The following is a 16,298-nucleotide window of genomic DNA, read 5'->3' on the forward strand; positions in this document are numbered from 1 at the left end:
AAAGGTCCTGTTTCGTTTCCCGACTGCGCGAAGGGAAGTGTGTAGCGACACGCGGTCCACATCATTGACGCCTGTTGGCCGAACGCGTAGCCTCACTCCAACCGGTTTGCTGTTTGGGCACCTTCAGGAATCCGCGCAACTCCAAAGCACGAACTCTGGAGAGTTCGCCGCGCAGGCGACGATAAGTGCCAAATGGACATGGTCGATCTCATATTAGCGGTGTGCCTTAGCGCCAATCCGGGCAATTGCCGAGATGAACATCTCTATTTCGAGAGCCGCGGCTCTCTGTTCCAATGCATGTTCCTGGCGCCCGCCGAGATCGCAAAATGGTCTCAGGAACATCCGAGTCTCAAGGTCGTGCGCTGGAAATGTGCCGTTCCGAGCAAGGAACGAGCGATTTGATCGACATTCCTGGTTCGTCGACGACCCTAAAAGAGGAGACGCCATGATGATTTCGCGGCGCACGACGCTGCGCTTGGCAGCTCTGGGGGCCATCCTCGCCTCAAAGCCGGTTGCCGTCTTTGCGGCCGCTAAGGTCCGAATTGGTGTCCTGAAGTTCGGCACCGTGAGCTGGGAACTCGATACGTTGAAACGCCACAAGCTCGACGAGGCCAACAGGATCGATCTGGAAATTGTCTACTTCGCCGGGGAGGATGCGACCAACGTCGCGTTGCTGGCCGGCGCGATCGACATGATCGTGACCGACTGGCTGTGGGTCTCGCGCCAGCGCTCCGAGGGCGGCGACCTTACATTGGCCCCTTATTCGACCGCCGTGGGGGCAATCATGGTGAAGGAGGAATCGCCGATCCGGACGCTCGCCGACCTCAAGGAAAAGAAAATCGGTGTCGCCGGCGGCCCGCTCGACAAGAGCTGGCTACTGGTCCAGGCGCTGGCCAGACGCGATCACGGCCTCGACCTGCCGACAGCCTGTGACGTCGTCTTTGGCGCGCCGCCGCTGATTTCTGAAAAGGCGATGCAAGGCGAACTCGATGCCGTGCTCAATTTCTGGCATTTCTGCGCCCGGCTCGAGGCCAATGGCTTTCGTCGGTTGATCGGTGCGGATGACGCGACGAAAGCGCTTGGTGCCTCGGGCCCCGTGTCGGCACTCGGCTACGTCTTCCACGACCAATGGGCGAGCGACAATCCGGATGCCGCCCGGGGCTTCGTCAAGGCATCCAAGCAGGCCAAGGACTTGCTGGCCAAATCCGATGATGAATGGCTGCGCCTGGCGCCACTCATTCGCGCAGAAGGCAACGAGCTGGAAAAACTGCGCGACCGCTATCGCCAGGGCATCCCAAGACGGCCGGTCGCCGAAGAAGCGGTCGATGCGGGCAAACTCTATCACGTGCTGGCCGCGATAGGCGGCGAGAAGCTGGTTGGCAGGGCGCCCGAGATGGCGCCCGGCACGTTCTGGCCGGAACTCGCGAAATGACCGCAACGGCAGACAAGTCGGGTCGATCCGGCTTTGCGACGGCGCTGACACCAGCGCTGACGGTAACGGTTTCCCTGCTGGGACTTTGCCTGCTGTGGAGCCTCGCGGCCCATCTGTGGCAAAGCCGTGCTTTCCCCTCACCAGGGCAGGTCTGGCAGGTGCTGCTCAGGGAAGCGGCGAGCGGCGACCTTTTTTATCACCTTGGCGCGACGCTCGGACGGGTTGCTGCGGCGTACGTCGTCGCAATGATTATCGGCTCGGTCATCGGCGTCATCCTCGGCAGCTATCGCGGTGCGGACCGGTTCTTCAGTCCGTGGGTGGTCCTGTTTCTCAACATTCCCGCGCTGGTGGTCATCGTGCTCGCCTATATCTGGTTCGGCCTCAACGAGGCGGCGGCGATTGGCGCAGTTGCCGTGAACAAGATCCCGAATGTCGTGGTGACGATGCGCGAAGGCGCCAGGGCGTTTGATCCGCGTTATGGCGAAATGGCCGCCGTCTACCGCTTCGCCCCACTTGAGCGCATCCGCCATGTCCTGCTGCCGCAACTGCAGCCCTATTTTGCCGCGGCCTCGCGGTCCGGCATCGCCCTCATATGGAAGATCGTCCTGGTGGTCGAACTGCTCGGCCGCTCCAATGGCGTCGGTTTCCAGATCTATCTCTATTTCCAGCTCTTCGACGTCGCCGCCATTCTCGCGTACACGCTGGCTTTCGTGGCGGTGATGCTTGTCATCGAACTCCTCCTGGTGCAGCCCGTTGAACGACATGCAACCCGTTGGCGCGGTCGTCCCGCTTAGGGTCGACATCGCTGAAAAGACCTTCCGGTCCGCGCAAGGCGTCTCGATCACGGCGCTTCAGGGTCTGTCTTTCGAGGTCCGGCAGGGCGAATTCGCTTGTCTGCTTGGGCCGTCGGGCTGCGGCAAGACCACGACGTTGCGCATCCTGCTTGGACTGGACAAAGACTTTTCCGGCTCTTTCCAACTGCCGCAAGGCGGCTCGAACCGCATCGCCGCCGTGTTCCAGGAGCCTACTTTGCTGCCATGGCGGACGGTGGAGCAGAATGTCAGGCTGGCGCTGCCGAAAAGCCTAAGAGCGAAGAGTCTCGACGAGCTGTTTGACACTCTCGGCCTCGCCGGCATGCGCTCGCTCTATCCGGCGGAGCTTTCGCTCGGCCTTGCGCGCAGGGCAGCGCTTGCCAGGGCCTTCGCCACCGAACCGGCGGTGCTTTTCCTGGACGAACCCTTTGCCTCCCTCGACGAACAGACCGCCGAGCGGCTTCGGCACCTGCTTTTGACCGTCTGGTCGGCGCGGCCCACGACCGCCTTGATGGTAACGCACAATCTGCGCGAGGCACTGATGCTGTCGGACCGCATCATCGTGCTTGCGCAGCGCCCTGCCCATGTGCTCGGCATGTTCGACGTAAGACTGCCGCGGCAACATCGCAACCCACAGGTGATGAGCGACCTTTTGCTGTCGTTCCAGCAAAAATTTCCGGGCGTGGCCTGATCGCCTTACGGCTCGAATGCGGATTGCAAGGTATTTCGCAGCCAATGGCCAATAAAACGGCGAGACTGTGAGGCACCGCCATGCACGCCTGTTTCGCCTGATTAAAAGCAACGTACGTCGGCTTCCGCCTGCGCGCGCTTCAGTTCCGTGCGCGCTGCCTTCGCTGGCGCGCTTTCGCGAAACAACCCTGCGGCCTCCCCTGTCGTCAGCGACATGCTTTTGAAGGTCTCCGCCCTCTCATAGTGATCGTAAGGAAGGATCGAGGCGATAACATCGATCGAGCAGGAACAGCTTTCAAGCGCCTGACGTGTCTGGCCATTTGTTTGCATGCAGCCGAGCACGTAGTCGGCAATCGTTGCCGTCGGGTAGTCTCCCGCGGCGCTGGCCAAGTTCGCAAAGGCCAGCGTCGCCGCAAAGGCCACCGACAAGGTGAGAGATCCAACAGACCTTATCATGAGGAACCTCCAGTTGGCCTGGACACCATGCATCCAGACGGGATCATCGCTCCAATTGGCGACGTGCCGCAAAGCCAGTCAAGCTCCCATGGCCTGCGTATACGACCAAAGGAGGAATGCCCTATCGACCGACAAGAGCCAGCTTCATGACCCCCTGCGCACCCTCCTTCACGCGTTTATTTCATGCGTCGCTCACTATCGGCAGCCAGCGAGATGCACGCATACTTACTCCGAGGTGCCTCGTAGAATATATCGAAATAAAGTCAAATGTGTATCACCTTGAGAATACGGGAACAATATGTTTGCTATATATATCGCGGCTGGCGGTCATCCTCTTATTAGTTTTTCACACGGTGCTTATTTTAATTGTTTCTAAATATTGCATCGCACCATAATCGATATTGCAGCGCAGCGACCCATTGTAGGTTTTTGCTTGCCTGGCCTTTTACGATGACATAGCTTTTTCCTGTTTCCGGCTTCAAGAGCGCCACCGTCATCAGGGAGCGGCGGCAGTCTTTCGAAGACCAAGGGGGGCGGGCGGTAACGGTGCCCTCTGCTTCGGGGTAGGTCGTGACAGCTGCCGGAAAATAACTTCCCAACATGAATTGCTTGGGCAAGCCCTTGTGGGGCTTGACGGTCGATTCTTCACTGCGAACCCGGGAGGATTTTGGATGCGTGTACTTGCGAAAACTGCTTACATTCTGACGACTGCGGCGTTTTTATCGCTCGGCGCTGCCTATACGGCTTCGGCCAATGAAGACCTTGCAAAGCTCGCATCGGATGCGAAGAACTGGGCGATGCAGACGGGTGACTACGCCAACACCCGCTATTCCAAACTCAACCAGATCACTGCCGACAATGTGAAGAACCTGCAGGTCAAATGGAGCTTTTCCACCGGCGTGCTGCGTGGTCACGAAGGCGGGCCGCTGATCATCGGCGACGTGATGTATGTCCATACGCCTTTCCCAAACAACGTCTTTGCTCTCGACCTCAAGAATGACGGCAAGATCCTGTGGAAATACGAGCCCAAGCAGGACTCGAACGTCATTCCGATCATGTGCTGCGACACGGTCAACCGCGGTGTCGCCTATGGCGACGGCAAGATCATTCTCAACCAGGCCGACACAACCGTCGTCGCGCTCGATGCCAAGACCGGCAAGGTCGTCTGGTCTGTCAAGAACGGCGATCAGACCGACGGCGGAAAGGGCGAATCCGGCACGTCGGCACCCGTAGTCATCAAGGACAAGGTGCTCGTGGGCGTCTCCGGTGCTGAATTCGGTGTTCGCGGCTGGCTGGCCGCCTACAATCTGAAAGACGGCAAGCTCGCCTGGAAAGCCTATTCGGAAGGTCCTGATGCAGACACCCTTCTCGATCCCGAGAAGACGACTCATCTCGGCAAGCCTGTCGGAAAGGATTCCGGCACGAACACCTGGGAAGGCGAACAGTGGAAGACGGGCGGCGGCACGACATGGGGATGGTATTCCTATGATCCCAAGCTGAACCTGGTCTATTACGGCACTGGCAATCCCTCGACATGGAATCCGGTCCAGCGCCCAGGCGATAATCGCTGGTCCATGACAATCATGGCTCGCGATGCGGATACCGGTGTTGCCAAATGGCTCTACCAGATGACCCCGCATGATGAGTGGGACTATGACGGCATCAACGAGATGATTCTCATCGATGGCATGGAGGTCAACGGCGCCAAGCACGACGTGCTGGTGCATTTCGACCGCAACGGCTTTGCCTACACAATGGATCGAGCCACCGGCGAACTTCTCGTCGCCAAGAAATACGATCCGGCAGTGAACTGGGCGACGGAAGTCAACATGGATCCCAAGAGCGACCAGTATGGCCGCCCGCAGGTCGTCGCCAAGTATTCGACCCAGCAGAACGGCGAAGACACCAACTCGACCGGTATCTGCCCGGCCGCGCTTGGAACCAAGGACCAGCAGCCGGCCGCCTACTCGCCGAAGACCGGGTTGTTCTACGTGCCGACCAACCATGTCTGCATGGACTATGAGCCTTACAAAGTGAGCTACACCGCCGGTCAGCCCTATGTGGGCGCCACCGTGTCGATGTATGCGGCGCCTGGCGGTGACGGTAACATGGGCAACTTCATTGCCTGGGATGCAGCCAAGGGTGAGATCGTCTGGTCGAAGCCCGAGCAGTTCTCGGTGTGGTCGGGCGCATTGGCGACAGATGGCGACGTCGTCTTCTACGGTACCCTCGAAGGCTACATCAAGGCGGTCGATAAGGACGGCAAGGAACTCTACAAGTTCAAGACCCCGTCCGGCATCATCGGCAACATCACGACCTACGAGCATGACGGCAAGCAGTACGTCGCCGTTCTGTCCGGCGTCGGTGGATGGGCCGGTATCGGTCTGGCAGGGGGGCTGCTTTCGCCCGACAACGCCGCTGCCTGGCATGGCGCCGTTGATCAGGGCCGTGCGCAGGGCGACCAGACCGCGGTCGTTGGAACCGCTGGTCTGGGTGCCGTCGGCGGTTACGCGGCACTTGCCGACTATACGACACTGGGCGGGCAGCTCACCGTGTTCGGCCTCCCGGACTGATAACCGGGAAGAGCCTTACGGCTAGGTTCGAAAACGAGAGCCCGGGTCACCGGGACGCCGGGAACCGGGCTCTCGATTGCGCCGCGCACCCAACTCCGATCAATGCCGCTGCACGACGGCAGCCAGGGTTTCTGGCAAACGAAGGAAGAGCCTGAATGATCGTTCGCATTGCAGTTTCCGCTCTCGCCCTGGTTCTGCTGCCTCTGGCCAGCTCAAGTCTGGTACGGGCCGAAGACAGCATGGAGAAAGCCAAGGCGGTGAAGCAAGAAGGAGGCAAATATTTAGATGCGGACGGAAATCCGACCTACAAGATCGAAAACGGAACCGTCGATTGGTACACCTTCAGCGGGTACCGCCGGTATCACTCAGATTGCCATGTCTGTCACGGACAGGACGCCACAGGTTCGAGCTATGCGCCTGCCCTGGCTAATAGCCTGAAGAACATGGATTACGCCACGTTCCTGTCGATCGTCGCCGAGGGCCGCAAGAATGTCGGCGGCGGCAAGGAAAACGTCATGCCTGCCTTTGGCGACAACAAGAACGTCTATTGTTACCTGGACGATCTCTACGTCTATCTGCGCGCGCGCGCCGATGGCGCGGCACCCCGCGGCAGACCGCCCAAGCACGAAAACAAGGCTCAGGCAGCCAAGGATGCCGAAGCATCCTGCATGGGTGGATGATATGATCGGCTGCACTGCATCGAAGCTGCGCGTGGTTCTGCCGATCCTCGGCGCGCTCGCCTTGCTGCCGTCGAACGTTCTGGCGCAAAATGCCGGGCTTGGCGCTGCGGGCGAACTGGTGGATCCCGACATTCTGCGCGTCTGCGCCGATCCCTCGAATATGCCCTTTACCGACAAGAACGGCCAAGGCTTCGAAAACAAGCTGGCTGAACTGGTTGCCAAGAAGACGGGGCGGAAATCAGTCGCTTACACGTGGTTTCCCACTGTCACCGGCTTTGTGCGAAACACGCTGGGGGCCAACCGATGCGACATCATCATGGGCTACGCCCAAGGCGATGAACTGGTGCAGAACACCAACGCCTACTATCGCTCCGCCTATGTGCTCGTATACCCCAAAGGCAACGGCATGGAAGGCATCGAGACGATCGAAGACCCGAAACTTTCCGGCAAGAGAATCGGCGTCGTCGAAAGCACGCCGCCAACCGCCAACATGGCCGCCAACAAGCTTCTGCGGACCGCCAAGATCTATCCACTCGCGGTGGATACGCGCGTCACTCCTTCCATGGGGGAGGTCATGATCAAGGACATGCTCGCCGGCAAGATTGACGCGGCGGTCCTGTGGGGGCCGATGGCAGGTTACTATGCCAGGGAACTCGGAGCCGATGTCACCATTGTTCCGTTGTTGAAGGAAAAAACCGGCTCGCGCATGTCCTACCGCATCACCATGGGCGTACGTCCGTCCGACCAGGAATGGAAACGGACGCTCAACCGGGTGATCAGGGAAAACCAGCCGGAGATCACCAAGCTCCTGCTGGGTTACAATGTGCCGCTGATCGACGAGCACGACAATCCGATCACGCAATAGTTGGGATGGGTCAGGAGGAGGAAAAACCTACGCGATGAACAATTGAAGAGAAGACTACAGCTACTTTTGATAGTTTGTTTTTCGGGCCTTTCAAAACCTTGTGTTTCATTTGTCCATTTTGAGAACGTGATGGACGAGCCATTGCTTCGGTGCCCTGCAATGGTTGGCTAACCACCGGATCGGCCCCTTCGGGCTGGTAGAAGAGGAGAAATGTTATGAAGAAGAGCTGGACAAAACCGACCATGTGTCAGGTTGCTGCGGGCTTTGAAATTTCGCGCTATCTGCCTGCTGAAATTACTCCCAAGAAGTAGGCCGCAGAGGTGCGTGTCCCTGGCAACAGGGGCACGCATCCCCTTGCCGTATGGGATTTTCGTGAAAGATTTTGAGGCACGCGAAGCGAGCGGGACGTTTTTCGCGGCTGCAAATTGGCTGCTGGTCAGAGAAGCCGCGGGGCGGGCGTTTTCATGCGCTTGAGAATCATCGGATCGGCAGCCGGCGGTGGCTTTCCGCAATGGAACTGCAATTATCGTCTGAGCCGTGCGGCTCGCACCGGGATGGCTGGCGTGCATTCACGAACCCAATCAAGTGTCGCCGCGTCGGCGGATGGGCTCGGCTGGGTTCTGTTCAACGCGTCACCCGACATTCGCCAGCAGATCGCGGCAACGCCTGAATTGCAGCCCGCGCACGATGCGCCGCTGCGCTCGACGCCCATTCGCGCGGTGGTGCTGACCAATGCCGATGTCGATCATGTCGCCGGCCTGCTCAGCCTGCGTGAGCGGCAGCCTTTCGCTATCTATGCAACGACACAGGTTCTGGCGACGCTGAAGGCGAATTCGATTTTCAATGTCCTCGATCCGGCGCTCGTGCCGCGACGCATCTTGCCGCCGGCGCAAGAACTGTCGATCTGCGACGCAGACGGCCACGACACCGGGGTGGCTGTCGAGAGCTTTCCCGTGCCCGGGAAGATAGCCCTCTATCTCGAACAAAGAGGGCAGCCGGATGCAAATTTCAGCTCCGATGCCGGCGACACGATCGGCGTCCGTATCGCCGGTGCCGGCAGTCGCGGCTCCGTCTTCTACATCCCCGGCTGCGCCCGCATCGATGCGACCCTGCGCACGCGTCTAGCCGATGCCGCATGTCTTCTGTTCGACGGCACGGTCTTCACCGACGACGAGATGATTGCTGCCGATGTCGGCCAAAAGACCGGTGCGCGCATGGGGCATCTGGCAATGTCGGGAGACGCGGGGTCGATCGCCGGCTTGGCCGATGTGAGGATCGGCCGCCGTGTCTTCGTCCACATCAACAACACCAATCCTGTTCTGGACGAGAATTCTGCCGAGCATGCAGCAGTCAAAGCGGCTGGCTGGGAAGTGGCCTGCGACGGGATGGAGATGGAACTTTGAGTGATTTCCACGACGCAGCCAGCAACGGCCTGTCCTCCAGAGAGCTCGAAGCCGTGCTGCGGCAGGTCGGTGCCGAGCGCTATCACAACCACCATCCTTTCCATCACAGGATGACCAGCGGTGCGCTGTCGAGGACCGAGATGCAGGCCTGGGCGCTGAATCGCTATTGCTATCAGGCGGTCATTCCGCGCAAGGATGCCATGATCCTCGCTCATGCCGAGGATCCGGCGTTTCGCGCCGCCTGGCGCAAACGCATCGAGGATCATGACGGCGAGGACGGCTGGAGCGGCGGTATTGCGCGCTGGTTGCACCTGGCGACCTCGCTCGGTCTCGATGCCGACGCGGTGAAGAGCGAGAGGCTGGCCCTGCCGGCGACACGTTTTGCGGTTGGCGCTTACCTCTGCTTTTGCACGAACCGGACCCTGCTGGAGGCGGTCGCGTCGTCGCTGACTGAGATGTTCTCGCCGCTCATCATCGGCGAGCGGGTGCCCGCGATGCTGGCCAGATACGATTATATCACCGAGGACACGCTGGCCTATTTCACCCGACGGCCCGAACAGGCCTCGCGCGACGCCGACTTCGCGCTCGCCTATGTGCTCGAACATGCCGACACGACGGAGCGCCAGCAGCAGGTGATCGATGCACTGGTGTTCAAATGCGATATACTCTGGGCCATGCTCGACGCGCTTCAACACGCCTATGGCGAGCCGGGCAATATCCCGCCGGGCGCCTTCCGTCCGGAGGCAGCCCAATGATGGCACTGCGCGAAAGAGCCATGGTGTCGCTGCAGTCGGTTCCATCGCTGCCGAAGCATGTGCGCATACAGTATGACCCCGTGCGCCAGGCGTTCGCCGTGCTGTCGCCCGAAAAGGTGTTCTGGCCAAACGAGATCAGCCTCGACATATTGCGCCGCTGCGATGGGCGGTCCACGGTCGGCCACATCATTGCCGGCCTTGCCGCAGATTATGATGCCGAACAGGAGGCTGTGGCGGCCGATGTCATCGCCTTCCTGCAGGAATGGTCTGACAAGCTGCTGGTGAAGCTATGAGCGAGCCCCCTCTCCCCCCGATCGGCATGCTGGCGGAACTGACGCATCGCTGCCCGCTGCAATGCCCCTATTGCTCCAATCCGCTCGAATTGCTGAAGGCTAATCGCGAACTCGACACGCAGAGCTGGCTCGACCTATTCTCGCAGGCCGCCGATCTTGGCGTTCTCCAGGTGCATCTGTCCGGCGGTGAACCAACGCTGCGTCGCGATCTCGAGCAATTGATCGCCGGGCTTTCGGCGCGCGGCGTCTACACCAACCTGATCACCGCCGGTGTCGGCATTGCGGATGGCCGCATCGAGGCATTTGCCGAAGCCGGGCTCGACCATCTGCAACTGAGCTTTCAAGGTGCACGGCCGGCGACCACCGAGCGCATCGGCAATCACAGGGGCAGCCACGAAAAGAAGTTGGAAACGGCACGCCGCACTCGCGCGGCCGGCTTGCCGCTTACCATCAACGCGCCGATCCATCGCCACAATATCGAGGAGGTACCGGAATTCATCGATCTGGCCCTTTCGCTGGGTGCGGAGCGTCTCGAGATCGCCAACGTGCAGTACGCCGGCTGGGCGCTGACCAATCGCGATCAACTGATGCCCGAGCGTGCTGCCGTCGACCGCCAGGCGGAGATCGTCGCGGCGGCGCGCGAACGGCTCACCGGCATCATGAACATCGATTTCGTCACGCCGGATTATTTCGCCATCTATCCCAAGCCGTGCATGGGCGGCTGGGCGCGCGACGCCTTCATGGTGACGCCAGACGGCACCGTACTGCCATGCCATGCCGCCCAGACCATACCGTCGCTCGGCTTCGAGCGTTTTGGATCACGCAGCCTGGCCGCGATCTGGACCGATTCCCCGGCATTTAATGCCTTTCGAGGCACGGACTGGATGCAGGAGCCCTGCCGCAACTGTGAGCGGCGCGAGATCGACTGGGGCGGCTGTCGCTGCCAGGCGATGGCAATCGCCGGCGATGCCGCCGCGACGGACCCGGCTTGCGCGAAATCGCCGATCCATGCGCGCATGGCAATGCTGATCGACGAGGCCCAGCGCGCTGCGACGGTTCCTTCGAAGGACGAACCATTCGTCTACCGGCGCATCGGCGTCGTCACCGAGCCCGCCTGACTGCCGACCTATTCCTACGGCCTACCCTCGTGAAAGCCGTTCGGCATGCCACGTCATATGGTCATGCATGAATGTCGAAATGAAAAAATAGGAGTGATCGTATTCGTCCTGCATGCGCAATTTCAACGGAATGCCTGCCTTGGAGCAGGCGTCTTCGAGCAGCCAAGGCCTGAGGCCCTCCTGGAGGAAACCGTCTGACGTTCCCTGATCGACCAGGAATTCCGGGAAACGGTGTCCATCCTCGATGAGCGAAGTGGCATCGTAGCGCCGCCACGACGCCTCATCCAGGCCGAGATATTTTTCGAAAGCCGGCTTCGACCAGCCGGCTGTGCTTGGCTGCACGATCGGCGCAAAGGCCGAGCAACTTCTGAAACGCGCGGGATTGTTCAGTGCGATCGTCAGCGCGCCGTGCCCGCCCATCGAATGGCCGAAGATCGACTGGCGCGCCATATCGGCGGGAAATTCGCGCCCGATCACGGCCGGCAGCTCCTCGACGATATAGGAATACATGCGATAGTTCTTGGCATACGGCTCTTGCGTCGCGTCGAGGTAGAAACCGGCGCCGCTGCCGAACTGCCAATTGTCCTTTTCATCCGGAATGTCGGCACCACGCGGGCTGGTGTCGGGACAGACAACGATCACGCCAAGTTCGGCGGCAATACGTCTGTATTCGCCTTTTTCCATTACATTCGCATGGGTGCAGCTGAGTCCGGAGAGGTACCACACCACGGGGCAACGGCTTTCCCGTGCCTGCGGAGGCACGAAAATAGCAAATGTCATTTCGCACGAGCAGCTCGTCGAAAGATGAGAGTAAACATGCTGGGCGCCGCCATGCGACTTGGCAGTCGAGACGAGTTTCGGGTGCTCTGCCATATATTCTTCTCCACCAATTTTAACCGCCGACCGTAGGCTCTACGACATCAAGGGTGATCGCGGCAACCTTGGTGGGCCGGCTGGCGCGCGGGGCTCTTGATCGGAGCCGGGATGGCCTGCCTTCGCCGATCGTCTTGGCGCAGCAAGGCGCGCGAGGCCACTCGCTGGCGCAGCGTTGCCCAGCAAGCCATACGGGCCAGGCTGGGCGATTGTTGACGATGCTGGCTATAACAAGGACGCAGTCACTGCGCAGGCATCGGCGATGCTTCCGGGACGCCGAACTCTGCGCAAATGCACTTGCCCTGGCTTTCAGTGGCGACAGCCGCTTCGACGCGGCTATGGCGGACGAGCACGCACGCGTCATCGCGTGGGCTCGCAGCAAGCGCGCCAGGGTACCGAGCAAGAACTTGTGAGCCGACGGCTATTCCCGACCGTCGAAAGCCACGGACAGGCCCAGGGCCTAGAAATAGCCGAGTATGGATTTTACCTCGAGATACTCCAACATGCCCTCGATCCCATATTCGCGTCCGTTTCCGGACTGCTTGAAACCGCCAAACGGGGCGTGCGGATCCCAGCCCGGGTAGTTGAGATGCACCTGACCGGAGCGGATCCGCGAGGCCACGTCCCTGACGGCGTCCACATCCTGGCCCTGCACATGGGCCCCCAGACCGTAGACCGTGTCGTTGGCGATGGTGACGGCCTCCTCGATTGTGTCGTAGGGGATGATGCAGAGAACTGGCCCAAAGACCTCTTCCTGGGCAATGCGCATGGTCGTGCGCACGTCGGAAAAGATGGTCGGCCTCACATAGAACCCGACGTTCAGATCGTGCGCACGGCCCGGTCCGCCGGTGAGAAGCTTGGCGCCCTCAGAAATGCCGACGCCGATCATGGTTTGGATGCGGTCGAATTGGGCACGGTTTGCGATTGCACCGTGAGTTGTGGCTTCGCAAAGCGGATCGCCAATGACGATCTGGGCTGCGGCCCTTTTGGCGATTGCCTCGATCTCGGAGAGCAGCGAGCGTGGCACGATCATGCGCGTCGGGGCGCTGCATGACTGGCCGAGATTGCGGAAGGCGGCGGCTACGCCCAGAGAAACGGCGCGATCGAGATCTGCGTCCGGCAGGATCACGTTCGGCGACTTGCCGCCCAGCTCCTGCGCGACACGCTTGACCGTCGTCGCTGCCGCCTGGGCCACCGCAATGCCCGCGCGGGTGGACCCGGTAATGGAGATCATGTCGACATCCGGATGGGAGGCGAGACCCATACCCACGCCTGGACCATCACCTTGCAGGAGGTTGAAAACCCCGCCAGGGAAGCCGGCTTCCTCGATTGCCTCGGCGAACAGCAGGGCGTCCAAGGGAGAAAGCTCACTCGGCTTCAGCACGACCGTGCAGCCTGCAGCGAGCGCCGGCGAAACCTTGGCGGTGATCTGGTAAAGTGGCCAGTTCCACGGAGTGATCAAGGCACAGACACCGATCGGTTCGTGGGTGACGGCGGTTTGCCCCCGTTGCTTGACGAAGCGAAGTCCGTCAGCACATCGCGAGCGACCTTAACATGCGTGATCGCCAGCGGCACCTGGGCGCTGCGCGCATAGCCGATCGCCGCGCCCATTTCGAGGCTCAGGCATTGAGCCAGCAGTTCGCCGCGCGCCTCGAGCAGCGCTTGCAGGCGATCGAGCAGACCCGCGCGGTCTTCTGGCGTGGTCCGACTCCAGGAGGCGAATGCCCTGCGAGCCGCTGCAACGGCCGCGTCAACGTCCTCGCCATTTCCAAGCGGAAACTGGCTCACAACCTCTTCTGTGGCGGGATTGACGACGACGCCCGTCGCGGTGCCGCTCGGCTCAACCCATTGACCGTCGAAGAAGAACTTGTCCAGGTGGCCGTTGCGGGCCAGGTGTTCGAGGGGCGTCATCACCCTACAAGGTCCTTCATGCGGTAATAGGCGCCGAGAATCGGCAGGAACCAGGGGCGCCCGAAATAACCGGGGATCGCTGGCCAGTCGAAATCCTTCCAGGGATTGAGCTCGGGGCGCCCGTCCATGACGTCGGCCATGATGGTGCCCATCAACGTCGACATCTGGGTCCCGTGTCCGCTATAGCCCATCGAGTAATAGATGCCATCGCGCTCTCCGGCGCGCGGCAGGCGATCGCGGGTCATATCGACCATGCCGCCCCAGCAGTAGTCGATGCGGGTGCCGGCCAGTTCCGGAAAGACCTCGACCATCGCCGCCTTGAGTATCCGGCCGCTTTTTTCGTCGGATTGAGGGTTGGACACGGCAAAGCGCGCCCTCCCGCCGAACAGAAGGCGATTGTCCGGCGTGAGCCGCCAGTAGACAACGAGATTGCGCGTGTCGACGACCATGCGCCCAGTCGGCATGAGACGCCTAAGGTGGTCGGGCGACAGCGGCTCGGTCACGATCAGAAAGGCGCCGACCGGGATCATGCGCCGGCGGATCCAGCCGAGCGGGCCAAGCTGGGAAATGCCGCTTGCCAACAGGACCTGCCGCGCGACGATCTTGCCCTTTGGCGTCGTTACCTCATGCCCGCCTGAAACCTTGCGCATCGCAATGACGGGCGAGCGTTCATGAACCTCTGCGCCACGCCGGGCAGCGGCGGTCGCGAGGCCCCGGACGAACCGGCCGACATGCATGCCCGCGCTCTTGGGAAAGAGCAGCCCGCCATGGTAGCGGTTGGTGCCGACTTCGGTTCGCAGGTCCTCGCGCGCGATCATCCTGGTGTCGGGATCGACATTGGCAGCCAGTAGTTCCTGGCTGCGCGCCAGCATGGCGTAGTGCTCGGGCTTGGCGGCAAGCTTGAGCTTGCCGACGCGGGAGAAGCTGCAGTCGATCTTCTCTTCCTGCACCAGCCGCTCGACCATATCGACGCCGGCGTCAAAAGCCTTGTAGAGCGCATTTGCGGCCAGCTTGCCGTGCTTGCCAGCCATGATTGCATAGTTCTGGGCAAAGCCGTTGTTGCACATGCCGCCATTGCGGCCGGACGCGGCATTGCCGATCGTTTCGGCCTCCAACAGGGCAACCCGGGCGCCCTTTTTGGCAAGGGCCAGCGCTGCGGAGGAGCCGGTCAAGCCGCCGCCCACAATCGCCACGTCGTAGTGGCCTTCGAGCGGTTTGGACGACGCTTCATTGAACGGCTGAGACGTATCCAGCCAGTAAGAGGTAAACTTCATTTTCTTGACCACCAGTGTTGATTTGAGTGGGGCGACATCCGAGTAGTCCCGCGCCTACCAGCCGCGCATCCGCTCCCAACGCGCTTCAATCTTGGGGCTGGCGCCGTTGACGACGCTGTAGAAATCATGCTGGGCGGCCATCGCACACGCATGGTTGGGCAGAATCCGGACCCGAGTCCCGAGCGGCAGCTCGGGCATGGACTTTCCAGAACCGGCACGAATGGCGAGAATACCGTGTTCCTGGCTGGCCTGGGCCACGATCACATCTTCAAGCACCCGCCCCTTTTCGTCGCAGACCACGCCGTAACCCCGGTCGATCTGCTGGTTTGCGGTTCCCCGGTCGCGCGAAAGCGCCATCCATCCAGCGTCGACCAGCACCCATCCCTTTTCCGGCTTGGACCCGATCACCGTGGCCAATACGGAAATCGCAATGTCGTCGAGTTCGCACACCCCAACGCCGTGCTGGACCAGATCGAAGAACATGTAGACCCCGGCGCGCAGCTCCGTGACCCCCTCAAGATTGCTGGCGAAATGCGCTGTCGGCGTTGAGCCGACGCTGACGATCGGGCAGGCATGGCCATGGGCGCGCAGGATTTCAGCGGCGCGCACCGTGGCTGAACGCTCGTTCTCGCCTGCCTTGACCAGCGCATCGGGCGTGTTCAAGCCATAGGATTCGCCTGCATGGGCGAGAACGCCGACGAGTTTGGCACTGGCCGCGACGACACTGCCGGCCACGTCGAGCAACTTCGGGTCGTCCGGCCTCAAGCCACCGCGATGGTCATCGCAGTCCAGTTCGATGAAAACAGATGGGGTCATACCGGTGGCTTCGCGGACGCTGGCCAGGGCATCGGCCTGCCCGAGATGCCGACCGCGTAGGTCATGTCTCGAAAGCCATGGCCCGCGAAATACTCCGCCTCGGCGATGGTCGAGACCGTGATCGGACCGCGTTCGCGATGGAACGCGTATCGGGCGACATCGATGCTCTTGGCCGTCTTCATATGCGGGCGCAGCACCACGCCAAGCTTCCTGGCGCGCTCAGCCAGACCCTTGATATTGTGCTCGAGCCGGCCACGGTCGAGAAGCAGCGTCGGGGTGACCAAGGCGTCGATCGTCCTAGCCGTCTCGCTCACCGCCAGGCTTGCCGCCATCTTATTCATAGTCTC

At 61.1% G+C, this 16,298-nt stretch carries 15 protein-coding genes and 2 pseudogenes; 11 read left to right on the forward strand and 6 right to left on the reverse strand.

Features of this window, described 5'->3' with window-relative positions; translation table 11 throughout:
• Nucleotides 1-192 precede the first annotated feature (192 nt).
• The 4 genes from NKI18_RS15570 to NKI18_RS15585 are packed head-to-tail and all read left to right on the forward strand — an operon-like array spanning nt 193 to nt 2,935.
• A complete protein-coding gene (locus NKI18_RS15570) occupies nt 193-402 on the forward strand; it encodes a hypothetical protein (protein WP_352620328.1) in 210 nt (69 codons plus the stop codon).
• A 43-nt stretch (nt 403-445) separates the two neighbouring features.
• Nucleotides 446-1,432: an ABC transporter substrate-binding protein gene (locus tag NKI18_RS15575; RefSeq protein ID WP_352578023.1), complete on the forward strand. Its 987-nt coding sequence runs from the start codon at nt 446-448 to the stop codon at nt 1,430-1,432.
• On the forward strand, nt 1,429-2,226 hold the full coding sequence (locus NKI18_RS15580; protein WP_352578024.1) for an ABC transporter permease: 798 nt from the start codon (nt 1,429-1,431) through the stop codon (nt 2,224-2,226). Before NKI18_RS15575 ends, NKI18_RS15580 begins: the two co-directional genes overlap by 4 nt.
• Nucleotides 2,195-2,935, forward strand: coding sequence for an ABC transporter ATP-binding protein (locus NKI18_RS15585; protein ID WP_352620337.1), 741 nt, complete (start codon nt 2,195-2,197; stop codon nt 2,933-2,935). The genes NKI18_RS15580 and NKI18_RS15585 overlap by 32 nt, the downstream gene beginning before the upstream one ends.
• Nucleotides 2,936-3,036: 101 nt before the next feature.
• Here NKI18_RS15585 and NKI18_RS15590 read toward each other — a convergent pair whose 3' ends face one another.
• Nucleotides 3,037-3,390: a hypothetical protein gene (locus tag NKI18_RS15590; RefSeq protein WP_352578025.1), complete on the reverse strand. Its 354-nt coding sequence runs from the start codon at nt 3,388-3,390 to the stop codon at nt 3,037-3,039.
• Between the two features lie 671 nt (nt 3,391-4,061).
• On the opposite strand from NKI18_RS15590, the gene NKI18_RS15595 reads away from it, so the two are divergent.
• The 3 genes from NKI18_RS15595 to NKI18_RS15605 all read left to right on the forward strand — a co-directional run bounded on the left by NKI18_RS15595 (nt 4,062) and on the right by NKI18_RS15605 (nt 7,508).
• Nucleotides 4,062-5,963 (forward strand): methanol/ethanol family PQQ-dependent dehydrogenase, encoded by a 1,902-nt coding sequence (locus NKI18_RS15595; protein WP_352620325.1) that lies wholly within the window; start codon nt 4,062-4,064, stop codon nt 5,961-5,963.
• 155 nt (nt 5,964-6,118) lie between these two features.
• Nucleotides 6,119-6,643: a c-type cytochrome, methanol metabolism-related gene (locus NKI18_RS15600; RefSeq protein WP_023678824.1), complete on the forward strand. Its 525-nt coding sequence runs from the start codon at nt 6,119-6,121 to the stop codon at nt 6,641-6,643.
• A 1-nt stretch (nt 6,644) separates the two neighbouring features.
• The gene (locus NKI18_RS15605; RefSeq protein WP_352620323.1) at nt 6,645-7,508 is read left to right on the forward strand and encodes a substrate-binding domain-containing protein; all 864 of its coding nucleotides are present in this window, start codon (nt 6,645-6,647) and stop codon (nt 7,506-7,508) included.
• A gap of 10 nt (nt 7,509-7,518) precedes the next feature.
• Here the strand turns inward: NKI18_RS15605 and NKI18_RS15610 are convergent, their stop codons facing one another.
• On the reverse strand, nt 7,519-7,752 hold the full coding sequence (locus tag NKI18_RS15610) for a hypothetical protein (protein WP_352620321.1): 234 nt from the start codon (nt 7,750-7,752) through the stop codon (nt 7,519-7,521).
• Between the two features lie 220 nt (nt 7,753-7,972).
• Here NKI18_RS15610 and pqqB point away from each other — a divergent pair, with 220 nt between their 5' ends.
• Genes pqqB through pqqE form a run of 4 tightly spaced genes read left to right on the forward strand, consistent with a single transcriptional unit; the run spans nt 7,973 to nt 11,077 of the window.
• The gene (gene pqqB / locus NKI18_RS15615; RefSeq protein ID WP_352620320.1) at nt 7,973-8,911 is read left to right on the forward strand and encodes a pyrroloquinoline quinone biosynthesis protein PqqB; all 939 of its coding nucleotides are present in this window, start codon (nt 7,973-7,975) and stop codon (nt 8,909-8,911) included.
• Nucleotides 8,908-9,666 (forward strand): pyrroloquinoline-quinone synthase PqqC, encoded by a 759-nt coding sequence (pqqC, locus tag NKI18_RS15620; RefSeq protein WP_352620318.1) that lies wholly within the window; start codon nt 8,908-8,910, stop codon nt 9,664-9,666. The genes pqqB and pqqC overlap by 4 nt, the downstream gene beginning before the upstream one ends.
• Nucleotides 9,663-9,959, forward strand: a complete 297-nt coding sequence (pqqD, locus tag NKI18_RS15625) for a pyrroloquinoline quinone biosynthesis peptide chaperone PqqD (protein WP_023678820.1) — start codon at nt 9,663-9,665, stop codon at nt 9,957-9,959. The genes pqqC and pqqD overlap by 4 nt, the downstream gene beginning before the upstream one ends.
• Complete coding sequence (gene pqqE / locus NKI18_RS15630; RefSeq protein WP_352620316.1) at nt 9,956-11,077, forward strand: pyrroloquinoline quinone biosynthesis protein PqqE; 1,122 nt, start codon at nt 9,956-9,958, stop codon at nt 11,075-11,077. The genes pqqD and pqqE overlap by 4 nt, the downstream gene beginning before the upstream one ends.
• Before the next feature lie 21 nt (nt 11,078-11,098).
• Here the strand turns inward: pqqE and fghA are convergent, their stop codons facing one another.
• The 4 genes and pseudogenes from fghA to NKI18_RS15650 all read right to left on the reverse strand — a co-directional run bounded on the left by fghA (nt 11,099) and on the right by NKI18_RS15650 (nt 16,292).
• Entirely contained in the window at nt 11,099-11,950 is an 852-nt protein-coding gene (gene fghA, locus NKI18_RS15635; protein ID WP_023678818.1) for an S-formylglutathione hydrolase, read from the reverse strand.
• A gap of 460 nt (nt 11,951-12,410) precedes the next feature.
• Nucleotides 12,411-13,864: pseudogene (locus tag NKI18_RS15640) on the reverse strand (aldehyde dehydrogenase family protein).
• Nucleotides 13,861-15,135 carry an NAD(P)/FAD-dependent oxidoreductase gene (locus NKI18_RS15645; RefSeq protein WP_352620314.1) on the reverse strand — a complete coding sequence of 425 codons (1,275 nt, stop codon included), beginning with the start codon at nt 15,133-15,135 and terminating at the stop codon, nt 13,861-13,863. The pseudogene NKI18_RS15640 and the gene NKI18_RS15645 overlap by 4 nt, the downstream one beginning before the upstream one ends.
• A gap of 54 nt (nt 15,136-15,189) precedes the next feature.
• A pseudogene (locus tag NKI18_RS15650) lies at nt 15,190-16,292 on the reverse strand (alanine racemase).
• Nucleotides 16,293-16,298 lie beyond the last annotated feature (6 nt).

The sequence above is a fragment of the Mesorhizobium sp. M0800 genome (assembly GCF_040320095.1).
In the GTDB taxonomy this organism is placed as follows: Bacteria; Pseudomonadota; Alphaproteobacteria; order Rhizobiales; family Rhizobiaceae; genus Mesorhizobium.

Excerpts from the sequence above, each read along its gene's own strand:
- NKI18_RS15570 (WP_352620328.1), top strand. The coding sequence starts at position 193 with ATGGACATGGTCGATCTCATATTAGCGGTGTGCCTTAGCGCCAATCCG.
- NKI18_RS15575 (WP_352578023.1), top strand. The coding sequence starts at position 446 with ATGATGATTTCGCGGCGCACGACGCTGCGCTTGGCAGCTCTGGGGGCC.
- NKI18_RS15580 (WP_352578024.1), top strand. The coding sequence starts at position 1,429 with ATGACCGCAACGGCAGACAAGTCGGGTCGATCCGGCTTTGCGACGGCG.
- NKI18_RS15585 (WP_352620337.1), top strand. The coding sequence starts at position 2,195 with ATGCAACCCGTTGGCGCGGTCGTCCCGCTTAGGGTCGACATCGCTGAA.
- NKI18_RS15590 (WP_352578025.1), bottom strand. The coding sequence starts at position 3,390 with ATGATAAGGTCTGTTGGATCTCTCACCTTGTCGGTGGCCTTTGCGGCG.
- NKI18_RS15595 (WP_352620325.1), top strand. The coding sequence starts at position 4,062 with ATGCGTGTACTTGCGAAAACTGCTTACATTCTGACGACTGCGGCGTTT.
- NKI18_RS15600 (WP_023678824.1), top strand. The coding sequence starts at position 6,119 with ATGATCGTTCGCATTGCAGTTTCCGCTCTCGCCCTGGTTCTGCTGCCT.
- NKI18_RS15605 (WP_352620323.1), top strand. The coding sequence starts at position 6,645 with ATGATCGGCTGCACTGCATCGAAGCTGCGCGTGGTTCTGCCGATCCTC.
- NKI18_RS15610 (WP_352620321.1), bottom strand. The coding sequence starts at position 7,752 with ATGGTCGGTTTTGTCCAGCTCTTCTTCATAACATTTCTCCTCTTCTAC.
- pqqB (WP_352620320.1), top strand. The coding sequence starts at position 7,973 with ATGCGCTTGAGAATCATCGGATCGGCAGCCGGCGGTGGCTTTCCGCAA.
- pqqD (WP_023678820.1), top strand. The coding sequence starts at position 9,663 with ATGATGGCACTGCGCGAAAGAGCCATGGTGTCGCTGCAGTCGGTTCCA.
- pqqE (WP_352620316.1), top strand. The coding sequence starts at position 9,956 with ATGAGCGAGCCCCCTCTCCCCCCGATCGGCATGCTGGCGGAACTGACG.
- fghA (WP_023678818.1), bottom strand. The coding sequence starts at position 11,950 with ATGGCAGAGCACCCGAAACTCGTCTCGACTGCCAAGTCGCATGGCGGC.
- NKI18_RS15645 (WP_352620314.1), bottom strand. The coding sequence starts at position 15,135 with ATGAAGTTTACCTCTTACTGGCTGGATACGTCTCAGCCGTTCAATGAA.